This window comes from Xanthomonas hortorum (assembly GCF_040279205.1).
In the GTDB taxonomy this organism is placed as follows: Bacteria; Pseudomonadota; Gammaproteobacteria; order Xanthomonadales; family Xanthomonadaceae; genus Xanthomonas; species Xanthomonas hortorum_F.
This window is the reverse complement of record NZ_JBEOLS010000003.1, coordinates 159,777-175,807: the sequence shown is the minus strand read 5'-3', so window position 1 is coordinate 175,807 and position 16,031 is coordinate 159,777. Positions and strand designations below refer to the sequence as shown.

12 protein-coding genes, 1 other RNA gene and 1 pseudogene are annotated in these 16,031 nt (G+C 65.2%); 12 read left to right on the top strand and 2 right to left on the bottom strand.

What is annotated here, in order from left to right; all coding sequences use genetic code 11:
- Nucleotides 1-17 precede the first annotated feature (17 nt).
- Complete coding sequence (locus ABS769_RS02640) at nt 18-2,867, bottom strand: S8 family serine peptidase (protein ID WP_317060131.1); 2,850 nt, start codon at nt 2,865-2,867, stop codon at nt 18-20.
- A gap of 173 nt (nt 2,868-3,040) precedes the next feature.
- Here ABS769_RS02640 and ABS769_RS02635 point away from each other — a divergent pair, with 173 nt between their 5' ends.
- The 12 genes and pseudogenes from ABS769_RS02635 to pdeM all read left to right on the top strand — a co-directional run bounded on the left by ABS769_RS02635 (nt 3,041) and on the right by pdeM (nt 14,568).
- Complete coding sequence (locus ABS769_RS02635) at nt 3,041-4,216, top strand: thiolase family protein (RefSeq protein WP_317060133.1); 1,176 nt, start codon at nt 3,041-3,043, stop codon at nt 4,214-4,216.
- A gap of 122 nt (nt 4,217-4,338) precedes the next feature.
- Nucleotides 4,339-4,680 carry a hypothetical protein gene (locus tag ABS769_RS02630; RefSeq protein ID WP_039528386.1) on the top strand — a complete coding sequence of 114 codons (342 nt, stop codon included), beginning with the start codon at nt 4,339-4,341 and terminating at the stop codon, nt 4,678-4,680.
- Nucleotides 4,681-4,938: 258 nt separating this feature from the next.
- The gene (locus ABS769_RS02625) at nt 4,939-5,265 is read left to right on the top strand and encodes a hypothetical protein (RefSeq protein ID WP_104549885.1); all 327 of its coding nucleotides are present in this window, start codon (nt 4,939-4,941) and stop codon (nt 5,263-5,265) included.
- Nucleotides 5,266-5,326: 61 nt separating this feature from the next.
- Nucleotides 5,327-5,397, top strand: a non-coding RNA gene (locus ABS769_RS02620) — sX9 sRNA.
- Nucleotides 5,398-5,512: 115 nt separating this feature from the next.
- Nucleotides 5,513-7,230, top strand: a pseudogene (locus tag ABS769_RS02615) (diguanylate cyclase).
- A 96-nt stretch (nt 7,231-7,326) separates the two neighbouring features.
- Nucleotides 7,327-7,902: a bactofilin family protein gene (locus tag ABS769_RS02610; RefSeq protein WP_317060137.1), complete on the top strand. Its 576-nt coding sequence runs from the start codon at nt 7,327-7,329 to the stop codon at nt 7,900-7,902.
- Complete coding sequence (locus ABS769_RS02605) at nt 7,899-8,264, top strand: hypothetical protein (RefSeq protein WP_043908094.1); 366 nt, start codon at nt 7,899-7,901, stop codon at nt 8,262-8,264. Before ABS769_RS02610 ends, ABS769_RS02605 begins: the two co-directional genes overlap by 4 nt.
- Nucleotides 8,265-8,603: 339 nt before the next feature.
- The gene (locus tag ABS769_RS02600) at nt 8,604-9,614 is read left to right on the top strand and encodes a ligase-associated DNA damage response exonuclease (RefSeq protein ID WP_317060139.1); all 1,011 of its coding nucleotides are present in this window, start codon (nt 8,604-8,606) and stop codon (nt 9,612-9,614) included.
- Entirely contained in the window at nt 9,611-9,844 is a 234-nt protein-coding gene (locus ABS769_RS02595) for a hypothetical protein (protein ID WP_168958335.1), read from the top strand. The genes ABS769_RS02600 and ABS769_RS02595 overlap by 4 nt, the downstream gene beginning before the upstream one ends.
- The gene (locus tag ABS769_RS02590; protein ID WP_317060141.1) at nt 9,841-11,445 is read left to right on the top strand and encodes an ATP-dependent DNA ligase; all 1,605 of its coding nucleotides are present in this window, start codon (nt 9,841-9,843) and stop codon (nt 11,443-11,445) included. The genes ABS769_RS02595 and ABS769_RS02590 overlap by 4 nt, the downstream gene beginning before the upstream one ends.
- Nucleotides 11,442-13,934 (top strand): ligase-associated DNA damage response DEXH box helicase, encoded by a 2,493-nt coding sequence (locus tag ABS769_RS02585; protein ID WP_317060143.1) that lies wholly within the window; start codon nt 11,442-11,444, stop codon nt 13,932-13,934. Before ABS769_RS02590 ends, ABS769_RS02585 begins: the two co-directional genes overlap by 4 nt.
- Nucleotides 13,924-14,568 (top strand): ligase-associated DNA damage response endonuclease PdeM, encoded by a 645-nt coding sequence (gene pdeM / locus ABS769_RS02580; protein ID WP_317060145.1) that lies wholly within the window; start codon nt 13,924-13,926, stop codon nt 14,566-14,568. The genes ABS769_RS02585 and pdeM overlap by 11 nt, the downstream gene beginning before the upstream one ends.
- Before the next feature lie 86 nt (nt 14,569-14,654).
- Here pdeM and ABS769_RS02575 read toward each other — a convergent pair whose 3' ends face one another.
- The gene (locus ABS769_RS02575; RefSeq protein ID WP_350498059.1) at nt 14,655-15,950 is read right to left on the bottom strand and encodes an FAD-dependent oxidoreductase; all 1,296 of its coding nucleotides are present in this window, start codon (nt 15,948-15,950) and stop codon (nt 14,655-14,657) included.
- Nucleotides 15,951-16,031: the final 81 nt, after the last annotated feature.

The following is a 16,031-nucleotide window of genomic DNA, read 5'->3' as shown; positions in this document are numbered from 1 at the left end:
GGCATGCAGGACGCCGATCAGAAATCGGCGCTGTAACGCAGGCTCAGCGCGCGATCGTCGCCGCGCTCGCCCACCCGCTGGTCGTAACCGAAACGCAGCTGGCTCCGATTGCCGAACGGCGCGGAGGCCGCGATGCCGAACAGACCGCCCGAGCGCGCCGGCTGCATGCCGCGCAACGGCGCCCACGCATCCACACCGATGAAGCTGGCATCCAGCATCAAACCGTCGCTGCTCAATGCCTGCTGCCATTCTGCATAACCGCCCAACTGGATGCCACGCCAGCGATACGCCGAACGCACACCGGCCAGCACCTGGGTGCGTGAGGAGGTGCTGGCATCGGCACGCAACCCGAAACCGTCGCCACCGCTTTCGCGGAAGCCCTCGCTACGCAGCCGCACGTAATCCAGACCCATATACGGCGTCAGCGATGCGCGTGCACCGCCCCAGCGGTAGCCGGTTTCCAGGTTGCCGCTGAGGTAACTGCCGCTGTAGTCGCTGAAGGCGCTGCTGCGGTCTTCGCCGAACTGCAGGCTGCGCTCGATCTGCCGATCGACATTGCCGAAACCCAGCTGACCCAGCGTGTAGGCCGAGCCCAGCGTGGTGCCCCAGTACAGCTGACCTTGCACCTGACGATCGCGCCCACGTGCACCATCCAGATCGCCCAGGCTGTTGGAGCGCGTCTCGCCGAAGGCAAAACCCGCGACCGCGCCGGAGGCCAGGCGCAGATCATTGCCCATCATCCAGCCGGAGGTGGCGAATCCGGACGTGGTCACTCCGCCCTCGCCCGGCCCGCCGAGCGCACGTTGCCAGACGCCGAGCATGCGCGGCTGCTGCGACAAGCCATCGAAATGCGCCGCCAACGCACGCCGGCCCAGATCGATGGTGTCGAAGGTCATCGCTGCCGAGGCCGCATGCGCACGACCGGACAGACTGCGCAACGAATCGGCTGCTGCCTTGGCGGTGGGCGATTGCTGCAAGGCCGCTGCGGCGCGAATGAAACCGCCGCTGATCGCGCCGCTGCCTTGCAGTTGTTGCGCGTCCACATGCTGGAACGCCTGCTCGACACGCACTGCCGAATCCATCGATGCAGTGCCGATGACGCCCAGCGTTGCCGCCACTGCAGTGACATCCATGCGCCGCAACGTCAGATACGCGCTATTGCTGTCGTAGCTCAGGTTGGCATCGAGGAAAGTCACTGCCGGCCCGTTGCTGAGCGAATCGAACCGGCCCTGCAGCCCGTTGGTGGCTTGCAGCAAGGTGTAGGTGTTGTTGTCGATCACGTAATCGCGCCGGCCGAGCACTTGCAGATCGCCTGCAATCGTCGCGGTGCCCGCAACGTTCAAACGATCGCCGACGTTCAAGGCCAGACGGCCATCACCCGCCTGGGTGTAATTGCCGGTGACAGACAGCGCGGCACTGTTGACCTGCAGCGTGCCGGCATTGTTCACCGTTCCACCGATCCTGCGGGCACCGATCAGCCTGGCGCCATTGGCGATGCCCACGCGCGCACTCTGCAGACTGGCCGTCTGCAAGGTGCCACCGAGCACCTGGGTGTCGCCGGCAAAGGTGTTGGCATCGCTAGTCAACACCAAGGTACCGGTCCCACGCTTGGTCAGGCCACCGCTGCCGCTGATGTCGTTGGCCCAGGTCGAACGCAAGGTATTGACGGTGACATCCACCGTGCCCCAATCGAAACGTGCCGGTCCCAGCACCGCCTTGCCGACATTGAGCAAGCCGTAGCCGAACGTCGGATCGACGCCCGCTGCGCCCAGATCGGTGGCAGTTCCCAGCAACGTCTGGCGCACCAGATCATTGTTGAAATACGGAAACGCCTCCCACACCAGCGCAGCTGCACCGGACACCAGCGGCGCGGCAAACGAGGTGCCGCTGCCATAGAAATAACGGATGTTGCTGGCGGTGGCATCGGGGTCGAGAAACATCGAGGTGCCCGGCGCCACCAGGCAATAACGCATCGCAACGCCGCAGGCATTGGAGTACGAGGCCAGCTGCGTGGGATTGGCGGTATCCAGCGCGGCGACCACCAACCAGCCGCGTTCCAGATCGGCGGCCGGCAGCGTCCCGTTCGGGCCCAGCTGGCTGGGCAGCGCCGCCGTATCGGAGGGCTGCGCACGCGATTCGTTGCCCGACGCAAACACCACCAGCCCATCGTTGCCGATGATGAAAGGCCGGTATTCCTGCGCAATCTGATTGGTCACCGCCGGGTCGTTCCAATACAGCCCGCCCCAGGAATTATTCATGATGCGCACGCCTGCGCTGATCAGGTCGGCATGCACGCCGGCCAGTCCAAGCGGGCCATCGACCTCGTTACCTTCGCCGCTACCGTCATCGTCCGGCGCTTCATCGCTGATGATGCGCGCAGACACCAGGCCTGCGCCGCTGGCGATGCCGCCCGGCCACTGCCCCACGGCACGCCCGGCCGCCAGTTGCGCCACCACGGTGCCGTGGCCCACCACATCGCCCGCAGCGACATTGTTGGTGCGCGGATCGACATAGATGAAGCTGTCGCTGACCCGCCCCTGCAAGGCCGGATGATTGGTATTGATGCCGGTATCGATCACGCCGATGCGATACCCCGCACCGGTGAACCCCAACGCCTGCGCGGCGCGCGCATTGGTCAGCGTCAGATGCGCGTCGAATGCGGGTTCCGGTGTCGTCGGCGGTGCCACTACCGGCGGTGGCGGAGGCGGCGGTGAGGTTGGCGGCGGTGGTGGCGGTGGCGAGGTCGGTGGCGGTGCAGTCGGTGTGGTCGGACGAATGCCGCCACCACCTCCACCGCCGCCACACGCGGTCAACGCCACAGCCAACGCCGAGGCCAGGACGGTCCTGGCGACGTCTATCTTCTTCATCTGCGTTGTTCTCCCCGAACCCATTCCATGGATAGGGCCCGATCCGGGCCCGAACGACGTCTTTATAGCGCATCGTCACGCCACTGTCGCAGCTAACTGCGTAGCGCATGTCGCGGCTGGCGCGAACGGAGCATGAGGCAGATAATCGTTTCACTTTAAACGGTATCTCTTCTATGTCCGACATCGTCATCGTTGCTGCCAAACGCACTGCCATCGGCTCGTTCCTTGGCCAATTCAATGGCGTGCCGGCGCCCAAGCTCGCTGCCGCCGCTATCGAGGGCGCGCTGGCGCAATCAGGGATCGCATCAGCCGACATTTCAGAAGTCATCGTCGGCTGCGTGCTGCCGGCCAACCTCGGCCAAGCGCCTGCACGTCAGGCCGCGATTGCAGCAGGCATTCCCACTTCCACCGGCGCCACCACCATCAACAAGGTGTGCGGCTCGGGCATGAAGGCGATCATGTTCGGACACGATCTGATCAAGGCCGGCTCGGCCAGCATCGTGGTCGCCGGCGGCATGGAGTCGATGAGCAACGCGCCGCATCTGCTGCCCAACTCGCGCACCGGCAATCGCTACGGCAACTTCCAGGCAGTCGATCACATGGCCTGGGATGGTCTGACCAATCCGTACGACGGCCAGGCGATGGGCGTGTTCGGCGAAGCCACTGCGGAGAAGTTCGATTTCAGCCGCGCCGATCAGGATGCCTTCGCGATCGCCTCGGTCGAGCGTGCGCAGGCGGCGCAGCGCAGCGGCGCGTTCGTCGATGAAATCGTTCCGGTCACCGTGGCAACGCGCAAGGGCGAGGTCGTCGTGGACAGCGACGAGCAGCCCGGCAAATCCGATGTGGCCAAGATCCCGACCCTGAAGCCGGCCTTCAAGAAGGACGGCACCGTCACCGCCGCCAGTTCGTCGAGCATTTCCGACGGGGCGGCAATCACCATCCTGATGCGCGCAGACGATGCGCAACGTCGCGGCATCACGCCGCTGGCGCGCATCGTGGGACATGTCACCCACTCGCAGGAACCTGAGTGGTTCACCACCGCGCCGGTGGCCGCGATCCAGACCCTGGTCGGCAAGATCGGCTGGCATCTGGACCAGGTGGATCTGTTCGAAATCAACGAAGCGTTCGCGGTGGTACCGATGGTGCCGATCAAGGAACTGGGCATCGCGCACGACAAGGTCAACGTGCATGGCGGCGCCTGCGCACTCGGTCATCCGATCGGCGCATCCGGTGCGCGCTTGGTGGTGACATTGGTGAACGCGTTGCGCACGCGCGGCGGCAAGCGCGGGATCGCGACGCTGTGCATCGGCGGCGGCGAAGCGACTGCCATCGCTATCGAATTGATTTGATTGTTTTTAACGGCGATTTTGCAAAACTGAATGCGCGCACGCTTGACACTAGTCTTGTGGCCGTCATCATGTCGGGGGCGCGCAATAGCGCGTTGCCTAATCTAACGACGAGGATTGAAACAATGACCATTAACAAGCTGCTGATCGCAATGGCTCTGGGCCTGGCCCTGACCGCTTGCTCGAAGCCGGAACAGGCTCAGGACGCTGCTGCTTCGGCTAACGAAGCTGCTGCCGACGCTCAGACCGCTGCTGACCAGGCTGCTGCCTCGGGCTCGCAGTCGGCTGACGCCGCTCAGGCTGCTGCCAACACCGCTGCTGCTTCGGCTGACACCGCTGCTGACGCTGCCCAGGCTGCTTCCGGCGCCGCGACCGACGCTGCTGCTGATCAGGCTGCCGACGCTGCCAAGACGGCTGAAAACACCGCCGAAGCTGCTAAGGACACCGCCGAAGAAGCCAAGAAGTAATCACTTCTTAGCTCCAAGCGAGTTCGGAGAAAGCCGCTGGTTTCCAGCGGCTTTTTCTTTGCCTGAAATTTCTCCCGGAATCCGCCCCTGATCCGCCTGCACTGGATGCATCACGCGTCGCCCTTAGACAAATGACTCGCCATCGCGTAGCGGCATGCCCGCCCGGCGGCTGAATGGCCAGTACGGCATTGACGCGCACTGCATTGGCTCCTGCATAAGCTCCGCGTTCCAACACCGGAACAGGAACAGGACCCACCCATGAAGACGATCCGTATGCTGTCGTTGAGCGCCATTGCCGCCCTCTCGCTCGCCGCCTGCCAAGGCCCTGATGCAGAGCAGGCGCGCCGCGATGCCGCATCCGCCGCCAAGCACGCTGCCGCTGCCACCGAGCAGGCCGCCGATCGCGCTGCCGTGCAGGCCAAGGCTGCCACTGCCGACGCACGCGTTGCCGCTCGCGAACTGGCGGCCGATGCCAGCCGCGCAACCGCCAATGCCGCCGACGCCACCGCAGACAAGACCCGCGAGATGGCCAACAAGGCCGAGCAGAACGCCGACAAGCACGACGCAGAGCATCCGGAACACTAAGAGCGCCTGTCACAACGACTGCGCTCCCCGTTAGGCGGCCACGGTCGGTGCTCGGAAGGCCATGTATCACGTACACGCCGGCTCCTCTGCGCCGTTCGTACCACCAAGGACCGCTCGCCGCGCTTGTCAGCCACTCTGAAACACCGCGTGACCCCGTTTGCACTTTGCGCACGCGCCGGCTTTATCGAGCCGGCGCGTGAGTTTGTCGGCGGCAGAAAGCGCATGTTGTCGAGCACGGCAGGCTAGCATCGGCGCATGCCCTCCTCATTTTACCTCGCGCCGCAGTAATCAGCTTGCACTGGCCTTTTCTGCGCTGATTTTATCGCCATCGGCATCGGCATCTTCGTCGGTGCGCGCCGCTCGCTGGCCGATGCCGCGTGGGTGGCACACACGCATGAAGTGATCGGCCGGATCGACGAGATCCAGGCGCGCATGCTGGATGCCGAATCGGCGCAGCGCGGCTTTTTGCTCACCGGCAACGATGGATATTTGCTCGACTATCAGACCAGCGTCGAACGCCTGCCGATTCTGCTCGGCAACCTGCGAAGGCTGATTACCGACAACACCACCCAGGAACAGCATCTGGACCGCTTGCAGCAGTTGGTGGAGACGCGCCTGCAACAGATCCAGCATACGCTCGACCTCTATACGCAAAGCGGTCTGGAACCGGCGCGCGCAAGCATCCGGCAAAGCGCTTTCTGCACCACCAGTGCGATCCGCGAGCAGTCGCTGAGCATGGTGCAGCGCGAACAGGAACTGTTGGTGGAGCGCGCCGACAGCAGCCGGCAAAGTGCGACCTTGCTGCTGGTGCTGGCGCTGGCCGGCATTCCATTCGGGCTGGTCGTCGTCGGCACCGTCTACGGGTTGTTGATGCGCGAATTGCGCCATCGCGCGCAGGCCGAGCGGCTGGCAGCGCAGGCCAATCGCGAGCTGGGCGACAGTGTAGACGCGTTGCAACGCAGTACCGCCGATCTCAATCTGCTCAGCCGTTATACCGGCCTGCTGCAGAGTTGCATCAGCGCCGAAGAGGCATTGGTGGTGACCAGCCGCACCCTGGCCGGCCTGCTGCCCGGCGTGGCCGGAAGCGTGTATCTGCTGCGCGCGTCGCAGGATCGCGCCGAAGCGATCAGCCACTGGGGCGAACCGCTGCTGCAAAGCGCGCCGCATCTGCTGCCGGAAGAGTGCTGGGCGCTGCGCCGGGGTCAGCCGCACATCATCGAAGACCTGCACCGGGATGCGCTGTGTGCGCATATCGCCGTGCCCGACACCACCGCGCCGATCACTACCGCCTGCCTACCGATGTCGGCGCAAGGCACACAACTCGGCTTTCTGTTTCTGTCCTCGCCCGGCCCTGGCCCGATGCCGCGCCTGGAAATCGCCGAGGCCGCGGCCGAGCAGTTGTCGTTGGCGCTGAGCAATCTGCGTCTGCGCGAATCGCTGCGGCGGCAATCCATTCGCGATGCGCTGACCGGGCTGTACAACCGGCGCTATCTGGAAGAATCGCTCAGCCATGAGCTGGCGCGTTGCGCACGGCGTGACCTGCCGTTGTCGGTGTTGATGCTGGATGTGGACCACTTCAAACAGTTCAACGACAGCCAGGGCCATGCCGGCGGCGATCTGCTGCTGGCAGCGGTGGGCGAGCTGCTGCTGACCCGCCTGCGCGCCGAAGATGTGGCCTGCCGTTATGGTGGCGAAGAATTCACTGTGATCCTGCCCGAGACCGATGTCGCCGAAGCCATGCGCGTGGCCGAGCAGATCCGTGGCTTTATCGCCGCATTGGCGGTCACCGATGGGCAGCGCTCGTTGCCGCGCGTGACCGCCTCGATCGGCGTGGCCAGCTTCCCGGTCGATGGCGAATTGGGATCGAGCCTGATCCAGAAAGCCGATGCGGCGCTGTATATCGCCAAACATCGCGGACGTAACCGGGTCGAGCAGCACGGCGCCGCCACGCTCCCACTGGATTGAGCACGCACGCCGTCGATGTTGGATTGCGCAATTCGTCACACAAAAGATCCATCGACGCGGCGATAGTCGGCCTTGACCCCCAAGCGAGGCAATCCGATGTCGATGTGGCGCGATCAAGGTCCCAACAAGAAAGACGGCGTTCCGGCCGCACCCGAAGTTCCCCCCGCCGCCGATGGCCGGTTGTTCACCGCCGAGGCCAGCCCCGCTCCGCCGGTGCCTGCTACCGCCCCGACCAGTGTTGCGCCGGTGACGCCGGCAACCAGCACTGCGGCCCCGCAGCGCCAAAGTGATGCAAAAGAATCGCTGATCGCCGCCGACATCAGCATCGAAGGCAAGATCGAAGGTGCCGGGCACGTGCGTCTGGCCGGCCGCTTCAAGGGCGACGTCAACGTCAAGGGCGATCTCACCATCGAACGTGGCGCCAAGCTCAATGGCGGCGTGCGCGCCAACAAGGTGATCATCGCCGGCGAACTGGAGGGCAATATCGAATCCGCCGCGCAAGTGGAATTGCAGACCTCCGGCGTGCTGGTTGGCGACGTCAAAGCCGGTAGCCTCACCGTGGCGTCGGGCGCCCGCATGCGCGGCCAGGCCGATTTCGGCTGGGGCGAAGACACCGGCAAGCCTGTTGGCACGAGCAAGGCAATCGTGAGCGGAGACAGCGACGCCACATGAGTGCACCCCGCCCGGGCACGCCCGGTGCCACACGCAGCTGCCCGCACTGCAAGGCGACGATTCTGGAAAGCGCCAGCGTCTGCCCTGCGTGCAAGCACCACCTGCGCTTCGACTCGGCAGCTGTGCAACATGCGCAGCCCGCCCCGATCGTGCCGCTCAAGGTCGACGGCACCATCCGTCATCCTGCCGATGGCGATCCATGGGAATACACCGTGGTGGTGTCGGTGCGTAACGGCAAGGGCGAAGAGATTCGCCGCCAGGTCGTGGATGTCGGCGCAATGCAGGGCGGCGAAGAGCGTGGATTTACGCTGGCCGTGGAAGCGACTGCGGTGCGCTCACCCGGGCGGCGTACCCGGCATTAGGCCGTAAGACGGCAAGCGCCAGGAAGACATGCGGGAGATCGGGCGTGCTGGGCATCATGATCGGAGCGGGATCAACGCGGAGGATGCCGATCACTCCTCGCTTTTGATGTTCGTTTGTCAGGCTTTATTTGCGTTCTCGATGCAGTAAAAGGCAACGTCCTAGCGTCCCAGCGACGTTGAAGGCGCACGTCTTGCCACACGAAACGCTCGACCGCGTCGCGCTAGAGGCTTTCACTCCCCCGCTCGAACCTCGCCGTGCAAGCACGTGTCGAGGCGCCACGCCGATGCATGCCATTCCCATTCTCAGGATCTGCACACCGGCTTGGCCAGAGTTGCCGCATGCGCAACGGCAACGATAAACCTGGCGATCTGGTGGTGCTTGGGCCCGAGGGTCTGTATTGCCCGCAGGGCGACTTCCATATCGATCCCTGGCGGCCAGTGCCGCGTGCGGTGATCACCCACGGGCATGGCGACCACGCGCGCAGTGGCATGGGCGAATATCACTGCACGCACGAGAGCCTGCCGATCCTGCAGTGGCGCCTCGGCGAGCAGGTCTATCACACGCATGCCGATGGTGAAGCGTTTTGCCTGGGACGCGCGCGGGTGTCTTTGCATCCGGCCGGCCACGTGCTCGGCTCGGCGCAGGTGCGCATCGAAGTCGATGGCGAGGTCTGGGTCGCCTCCGGCGATTACAAACGCCAGCACGATCCCACCTGCAAGCCGTTCGAAGTGGTGCCGTGCGACACCTTCATCACCGAAGCGACCTTCGGGCTGCCGGTGTATCGCTGGCCGGATACTTCAGACGTCGCAGCCGATATCGTCGCCTGGCGCCACGAATGCGCCGAGCGCGGCGAAGCGGCCATTCTGTATTGCTATGCATTGGGCAAGGCGCAACGGGTGTTGGCGGAACTGCGCGCCTGGGACACGCAACCGGCGTTGTTGCATGGCGCGATCGCGGTGGGCGTGGAGGTGTATCGCCAGGCCGGCATCGCGATGCTGGACACCCAACCGGTCAGCGAACATGCGCGCGGCGCCGACTATGCCGGGCAATTGGTGTTGGCGCCGCCCTCGGCGGCCGGCAGCGCCTGGATCCGTCGCTTCCGGCATGCGCAACAGGGCTTTGCATCGGGCTGGATGCGCATTCGCGGCAATCGCCGTCGGCGCAATTACGACCGCGGTTTTGTGGTGTCCGATCATGCCGATTGGCCGGACCTGTTGCGCACCATCGAAGAGACCGGCGCGCGCCGCGTGATCGCCACCCACGGCAACACCGATGCCTTGATCCAGCATCTGCTGGAACGCGGCGTCGCAGCCGAAGCCTTCCGCACCGATTTCGGAGCCGAGGAATGAACCCACTGCCCGCACGTCGTTATGTTCGCGCACGTCCCCGCATTCGCCTGAGCGGCGCGCTTGCGTTTCGTCGGCACGCCTTGGCGTTTCGCATTCATCGCGCTGCGCCCGCCGCCATTGTCGGACCGCCGCAGCCGCAGCGTCGCGTACGCAGCTTGAGTGCGTTTACGCAACGCGCAATGAAACTGCGCGCCGCAGACAAATGCGCAACTGCGCAGGCACTGCTGTGAAGCGTTTTGCCGCGTTGTACCGCACCCTGGATCGCAGTACCGGCACGCTCGACAAGCGTGCCGCGTTGGTGCGTTATTTCGGCAGCGCGCCGCCGCTTGATGCGGCGTGGGCGTTGTATTTACTGGCCGGCGGCAAGGTGGCCAGCACACGCATGCGCATCGCCAGCAGCGGCGAGCTGCGCGAATGGATCACCGAAACCGCCGGCATTGCCGATTGGTTGGTTGCAGATAGCTACGACCACGTCGGCGATCTGGCTGAAACGCTGGCCTTGCTATTGGATGATCCGGCCACCGAATCGGCCGATTTACCGCTTGCAGAATGGATCGAACAGCGGCTGCTGCAGATCGCCAATCAAGACGTCGATGTACGCAAGGCCTGCATCGTGCAGGCGTGGCGCAGCCTGGCCTTCGACGAGCGTCTGGTATTCAACAAGCTGCTGACCGGCGCGCTGCGCGTCGGCGTGTCGCAGCGACTGGTGCAACAGGCCTTGGCCGAGATGTCCGGGATAGAGATCGCGCGCATCGCGCAGCGCATGCTGGGCAGCTGGCGGCCGCATCCGACCTATCTGGCCAACTTGCTGACCGCCGAAGAATTGCCTGGCGATCGGCAGCAGCCCTACCCGTTCTTTCTCGCCTCGCCACTGGAAGCCGAGGTCGAAACGCTAGGCGCGGTCGATGCCTGGCTGCTGGAATGGAAGTGGGACGGCATTCGGCTGCAGCTGATTCGACGCGCTGGCGAAGCGGCGTTGTGGTCGCGCGGCGAAGAACGTCTGGATGGCCGTTTTCCGGAAATCGAACAAGCTGCGATGCAGTTGCCCGAGGGAACCGTGATCGATGGCGAGCTGCTGGCCTGGCAAGCCGAGCAGCCATTGCCGATGCCGTTCACCGCCTTGCAGACGCGCATCCAGCGGCTCAAGCCCGGGCCAAAGACGTTGGCGGCAGCGCCAGCACGTGTGGTCGCCTACGATCTGCTTGAGCTGGACGGCGAGGATTTACGCGAACGTCCATTGCAGGAGCGTCGCGCGCTGCTGGAAGGCGTGCTGGCCACACTCGCCGATCCACGCATCGTTGCCTCGCCATTGGTGAAGGTGAGCGATTGGCAGGCCGCCGCGCAAGTACGCCTGGATGCACGCGAGCGCGGCGTGGAAGGGCTGATGCTCAAGCGCGCCAACTCGATCTACCAGTCCGGTCGCCGACGCGGCGATTGGTGGAAATGGAAGATCGACCCGCTCACCATCGATGCGGTGCTGCTGTATGCGCAAGCCGGTCATGGCCGGCGCAGCACGCTGTACACCGACTACACGTTCGGGCTGTGGCACGAGGGCCAGTTGGTGCCGATCGCCAAGGCCTACTCCGGTCTGGACGACAAGGAAATTCTGCAACTGGATCGCTGGATCCGCGCCAACACCACCGAGCGCTTCGGCCCGGTGCGTGCGGTCACCGCGCATCATGTGTTCGAGCTGGGATTCGAAGCGGTCAATCGCAGCGCGCGGCACAAGTCCGGCATTGCGGTGCGTTTTCCACGGATTTTGCGCTGGCGCCAGGACAAACCGATGGCCGAGGCCGATCACCTGAGCAGCTTGCAGGCGCTGGCACGGTGAGCGACGCGCAGCAGACACGCGGCACGCCGTTGCAGCAATGGCGTGCCTGGTTCGCGCAGCGCGGTTGGGCGCCGTTACCGTTTCAACGCGATGTGTGGAAGCGCTATCTCGATGGCGAATCCGGCTTGTTGCATACGCCAACCGGTAGCGGCAAGACGCTCGCAGCCTTCGGCGGGCCGCTGCTGGAGGCCTTGTCCACACGTGGACGCAAGCCGGCGACCAAACCCGCCACGACTGCACGACGCCAACAGCAACGCACGTTGCAGGTGCTATGGATCACGCCCTTGCGCGCACTCGCCGCCGATACCGCACGCGCCCTGCGTGAGCCGGTGGAAGCACTGGGGCTGGATTGGCAGGTGGGCTTGCGTACCGGCGATGCCAGTGCGCGCGACAAGCGGCTCGCGCGCAGCGGCAAGCTCGATGTGCTGGTCACCACGCCCGAATCGTTGGCCTTGTTGCTGTCGTACCCCGACACCGCGCCGCAGTTGTCGGCGCTGCGCTGCGTGATCGTCGACGAATGGCATGAGCTACTAGGCAACAAGCGCGGCGTGCTGCTGCAACTGTGCTTGGCGCGCCTGCGCGGCTGGGCGCCGGCACTACGCATCTGGGGCTTGTCGGCGACGCTGGGTAACCTGGCGCAGGCACGCGATGTGCTGTTGCCGCATCGCCCGGAGGCTGCGCTGGTCTCAGGCGTCAAACCACGCGTAATGACGTTGGAGACCTTGTTGCCAGAGAGCGGCGAACGCTTTCCGTGGGCCGGGCATCTCGGCCTGGCGCAGCTGGCGCGCGTGCTGCAGAAGATCATGCAGCAACGTACCAGCCTGGTGTTTACCAACACGCGCGCGCAGGCCGAGTTGTGGCATCAGGCATTGAACGCGGTATGGCCGGACGATCCGGCCACGCTCGCGTTGCATCACGGCTCGCTGGACCCCTCCCTGCGCGCAGCGGCCGAACTCGGCCTGCGCGACGGCAGCCTGCGTTGCGTGGTGGCAACCTCCAGTCTGGATCTGGGCGTGGATTTTCCGGCGGTGGATCAGGTGCTGCAGGTCGGCAGCCCGAAAGGCATTGCCCGCTTGCTGCAGCGTGCGGGCCGCGCGCGTCATCGCCCGGGCGAATCCGGACACGTGGTGTGCGTGCCCTCGCATGCGCTGGAACTGGTGGAATACGCCGCTGCGCGGCGCGCGATCGTGCATGGCCATATCGAAGCGCGCCCACCGCCACGCCTGTCGCTGGATGTGTTGGCGCAGCACTGCGTCACGCTCGCACTCGGCGGCGGTTTCCACGCCGATGCAGTGTTTGAAGAAGTGCGCGGCACCGATGCATTTGCGGCACTAGACCACGCCACCTGGCAGGCGGTACTCGACTTCATCGTGCAAGGCGGCAGCGCGCTGGCGCATTACCCGGATTTCCATAAAGTCGTGCGCGACGAAGAGGGCGTATATCGCGTCATCGATCGGCGCGTCGCGCTACGGCATCGCTTGTCCATCGGCACCATCACCAGCGATGGCAGCGTGCGCGTGCAGTTTTTGCGCGGCGGGCGCCTGGGTGCGGTGGAAGAACAATTCGTCGGCCGTCTGCGCCGTGGCGATCGTTTTCAATTCGCCGGCCGTTTGCTGGAGCTGGTGCGGCTGGAAGACATGACCGCTTATGTGCGCGTGGCCAAGGGCGGCAGTGGCGTGGTACCGAAATGGATGGGCGGGCGCATGCCGTTGTCGTCGGCATTGGGCCGTGAAGTGGAAGCGGTGTTTGCCGATCCCGGCGATGCGCCGGAAATGCAGGCGCTTGCACCGTTATTGCGCCTGCAGTCGTCGCTGTCCTCGCTGCCCGGCCCGGACCATCTGCTGGTGGAAAGCATCAAAGCGCGCGATGGCCGGCATGTATTCGTGTATCCGTTCGCCGGGCGTCAGGTCAATGAAGGGCTGGCTGCACTGCTTGCCGCACGCTGGGGTCGGCGTCAGCGCAACACCTTCAGTTTTGCCGCCAACGATTATGGCTTTGTGCTGTCGCCCGCGCAGGATGTGGAACTCGATGCGAGCGTGCTGCAGAGCTTGCTGTCGCCAGCCGGGTTGCTCGACGATCTGCGCGACAGCCTCAATCTGGGCGAACTGGCACGCCGGCAATTCCGCGAGATCGCCCGCGTTGCCGGGTTGCTGTCGCCAGCGCTGCCTGGCCGTGCACCACGCAGCCTGCGTCAGCTGCAGGCCTCCAGCGGCTTGCTCTACGACGTGTTGCAGCGCTTCGATCCCGAGCATCTGCTGCTGGCCCAGGCCGAGCGCGAGGTGTTCGAAGGCCAACTCGAACTGGCGCGGCTTGCGCATGCATTGGAAGATTGCGCACGCCGCGAACTACGCCTGTGCAAACCGCGCAGTCTGACTCCCCTGTCGTTTCCGTTATGGGCCGAACGCGTGCGCGGCCAACTGAGTACCGAAGACTGGAAGGCCCGCGTGCTGCGCGCTGCCGAACAACTGGAGCGTAAACATGGGCGATAGCGTGCAACTGCAGCTGGCCGGCGAAACAGTGGAATTGCTCGGCGAGCGTGCGCTGTATCGGCCGGCGCAACGCGCCTTGTTGATCGCTGACCTGCACCTGGGCAAGGCCGATGTGTTCCGTCGCGCCGGCATCGGGATGCCGGCCGGCGGCACTGCGCACGATCTGGATCGGCTGGATGCGTTGCTGGAACAACGCGACGTGGGTGCGCTATGGATCCTCGGCGATCTGCTGCACGGGCCTGCTCCGCGCGCGGCCTGGCATCGCCGCTGGAGCGCATGGCGCGAGCGTCATTGCGCGTTGCGCGTGATCGCCATCCGCGGCAACCACGACCGCGCCCTGGCCGGTGCGGATCTGCATATCGAAGCGGCCGGCGAGCAGGTCGAAGACGGCCCGTTCGTGCTGCGCCACGATCCTTTGCCGCATCCTACCGGGCACGTGCTGTGCGGGCATCTGCATCCGCTGGCCGCGCTGCCTGGCATGTCGCGTCGCTGGCCGGCATTCTGGCTGCGCGAGCGCGTCACCATCCTGCCGGCGTTCTCGCATTTCACCGCCGGCATCGTGCCAACGCTGATCGAAGGCGAGCGCCTGGTCGCCTGTGTGGAAGGCGATGCGGTGGCATTGCCGGTGCGCTAGCGACACAGCAGTGCGACTGCGATCACGCCAGTACGCCAGTACGCATCAGATAGATCACGCGTGTGGCCGACAACAACCCACACGCGCTACATCACGGCTCTAACGCCATCGTCCTCAGCAGGTGTTTGCAGCTGCGGCGACAGCTGCGGTTGCGGCACTGGTTGCGACAACGCCTCCACAAACTCCGGCGCCAACGCCAGCTTGCCGAACCAACCCTGCTGGGTGCCACTGAGCACGCGCAGCATATGTCCGCGCCCGCCAGGCACGCGTCCCATCGGGCGCATCAGCAAGTCGCGTCCGTGCGCCCATAGGTCGCGCTCGGACTGGAACAGCGGCGTCAACCAACGGCTCCAGCGGTGGTAGATCGCCACATGCGCCTGGCGTTCGCGCTGATAGTGCTGCAAGGCGGCATCCAGATCGGTGCCAACCCGCAACGCATCGCGCATCGCCAACGCGTCCAGCAATGCCATATTGACGCCCTGCCCCAGCTGCGGACTCATCGCATGCGCGGCATCGCCGGCCAGCACAAAACGGCCGCGATGCCAGCGCGTCACCACCGCGTCGCGGTAACTGGCACGCGCCAGTGCGCCATGCACTTGCACGGTTTCCAGGCGGGCGTGTGCATCCGGCCACATCTGCGCCACTTCATCGCGCCATGCCGTGATGCCGCGCTGTTCCCACGCGGCAAAATCGCTGCACGGCAGGCTCCAGAAAAAACTCAGCCGCGGCGTGTCGTCGCCGGGCCGCGTGCCCACCGGCAGCAGGCCGATCATCTTGCGCGCACCGATATACCGCTGCCGCAGCTCATCGACGAACGGCCAATCCTCGCGTGGCAACAGGCACCACAGCGCGCCCCACGGATAGACCCGATCCAGCTGCGTGCCCTGCGCCTGCGCGCGTAGCGTGGAGGCCGAGCCATCGGCGGCGATGATCAGATCGTACGGACCATGCCAGTGCCCGCGCTGGTCCTGCACACGCACGCCGTCGTGATCGATCGCGGTGATCTGCGTATCCACATGCAGCTGCGCCTGCTCCGGCCATGCATCGCGCAACAGCGCGAACAAGGCGCCGCGCTGCATGCCCAAGCCCATCAACCCCGTATCCAGATCGCGATACTGCATATCCATCACCGCGCGCCCGCACGGCGTCTCGCCATACAGCCGCCGCACCGGCGCGCCATGCGCAAGCGCCTGCGGCAGCAATCCCATCTTCCACAACACCTGCAGGCCGCTGGGCTGCAGCAGAAATCCTGCGCCCACCGGCCCGGGCGCGGCGGCGCGCTCGAACACGTCCAGTCGATGCCCATCGGCGCCCAGCAGCACGGCCAGTGCCTGCCCCGCCGTGCCATAGCCCACTACCGCAATCCGTAATGCTCGTTGCATCGTCCCTGCTCTGTTTCGCTAACACCGATCCCGCATGGACCGGTGCAAAAAAAACCCCGCCGTGGCGGGGTTCTTCAACCG

Coding starts and splice junctions, on each gene's coding strand:
- ABS769_RS02640 (WP_317060131.1), bottom strand. CDS start 2,867: ATGAAGAAGATAGACGTCGCCAGGACCGTCCTGGCCTCGGCGTTGGCT.
- ABS769_RS02635 (WP_317060133.1), top strand. CDS start 3,041: ATGTCCGACATCGTCATCGTTGCTGCCAAACGCACTGCCATCGGCTCG.
- ABS769_RS02630 (WP_039528386.1), top strand. CDS start 4,339: ATGACCATTAACAAGCTGCTGATCGCAATGGCTCTGGGCCTGGCCCTG.
- ABS769_RS02625 (WP_104549885.1), top strand. CDS start 4,939: ATGAAGACGATCCGTATGCTGTCGTTGAGCGCCATTGCCGCCCTCTCG.
- ABS769_RS02610 (WP_317060137.1), top strand. CDS start 7,327: ATGTCGATGTGGCGCGATCAAGGTCCCAACAAGAAAGACGGCGTTCCG.
- ABS769_RS02605 (WP_043908094.1), top strand. CDS start 7,899: ATGAGTGCACCCCGCCCGGGCACGCCCGGTGCCACACGCAGCTGCCCG.
- ABS769_RS02600 (WP_317060139.1), top strand. CDS start 8,604: ATGCGCAACGGCAACGATAAACCTGGCGATCTGGTGGTGCTTGGGCCC.
- ABS769_RS02595 (WP_168958335.1), top strand. CDS start 9,611: ATGAACCCACTGCCCGCACGTCGTTATGTTCGCGCACGTCCCCGCATT.
- pdeM (WP_317060145.1), top strand. CDS start 13,924: ATGGGCGATAGCGTGCAACTGCAGCTGGCCGGCGAAACAGTGGAATTG.
- ABS769_RS02575 (WP_350498059.1), bottom strand. CDS start 15,950: ATGCAACGAGCATTACGGATTGCGGTAGTGGGCTATGGCACGGCGGGG.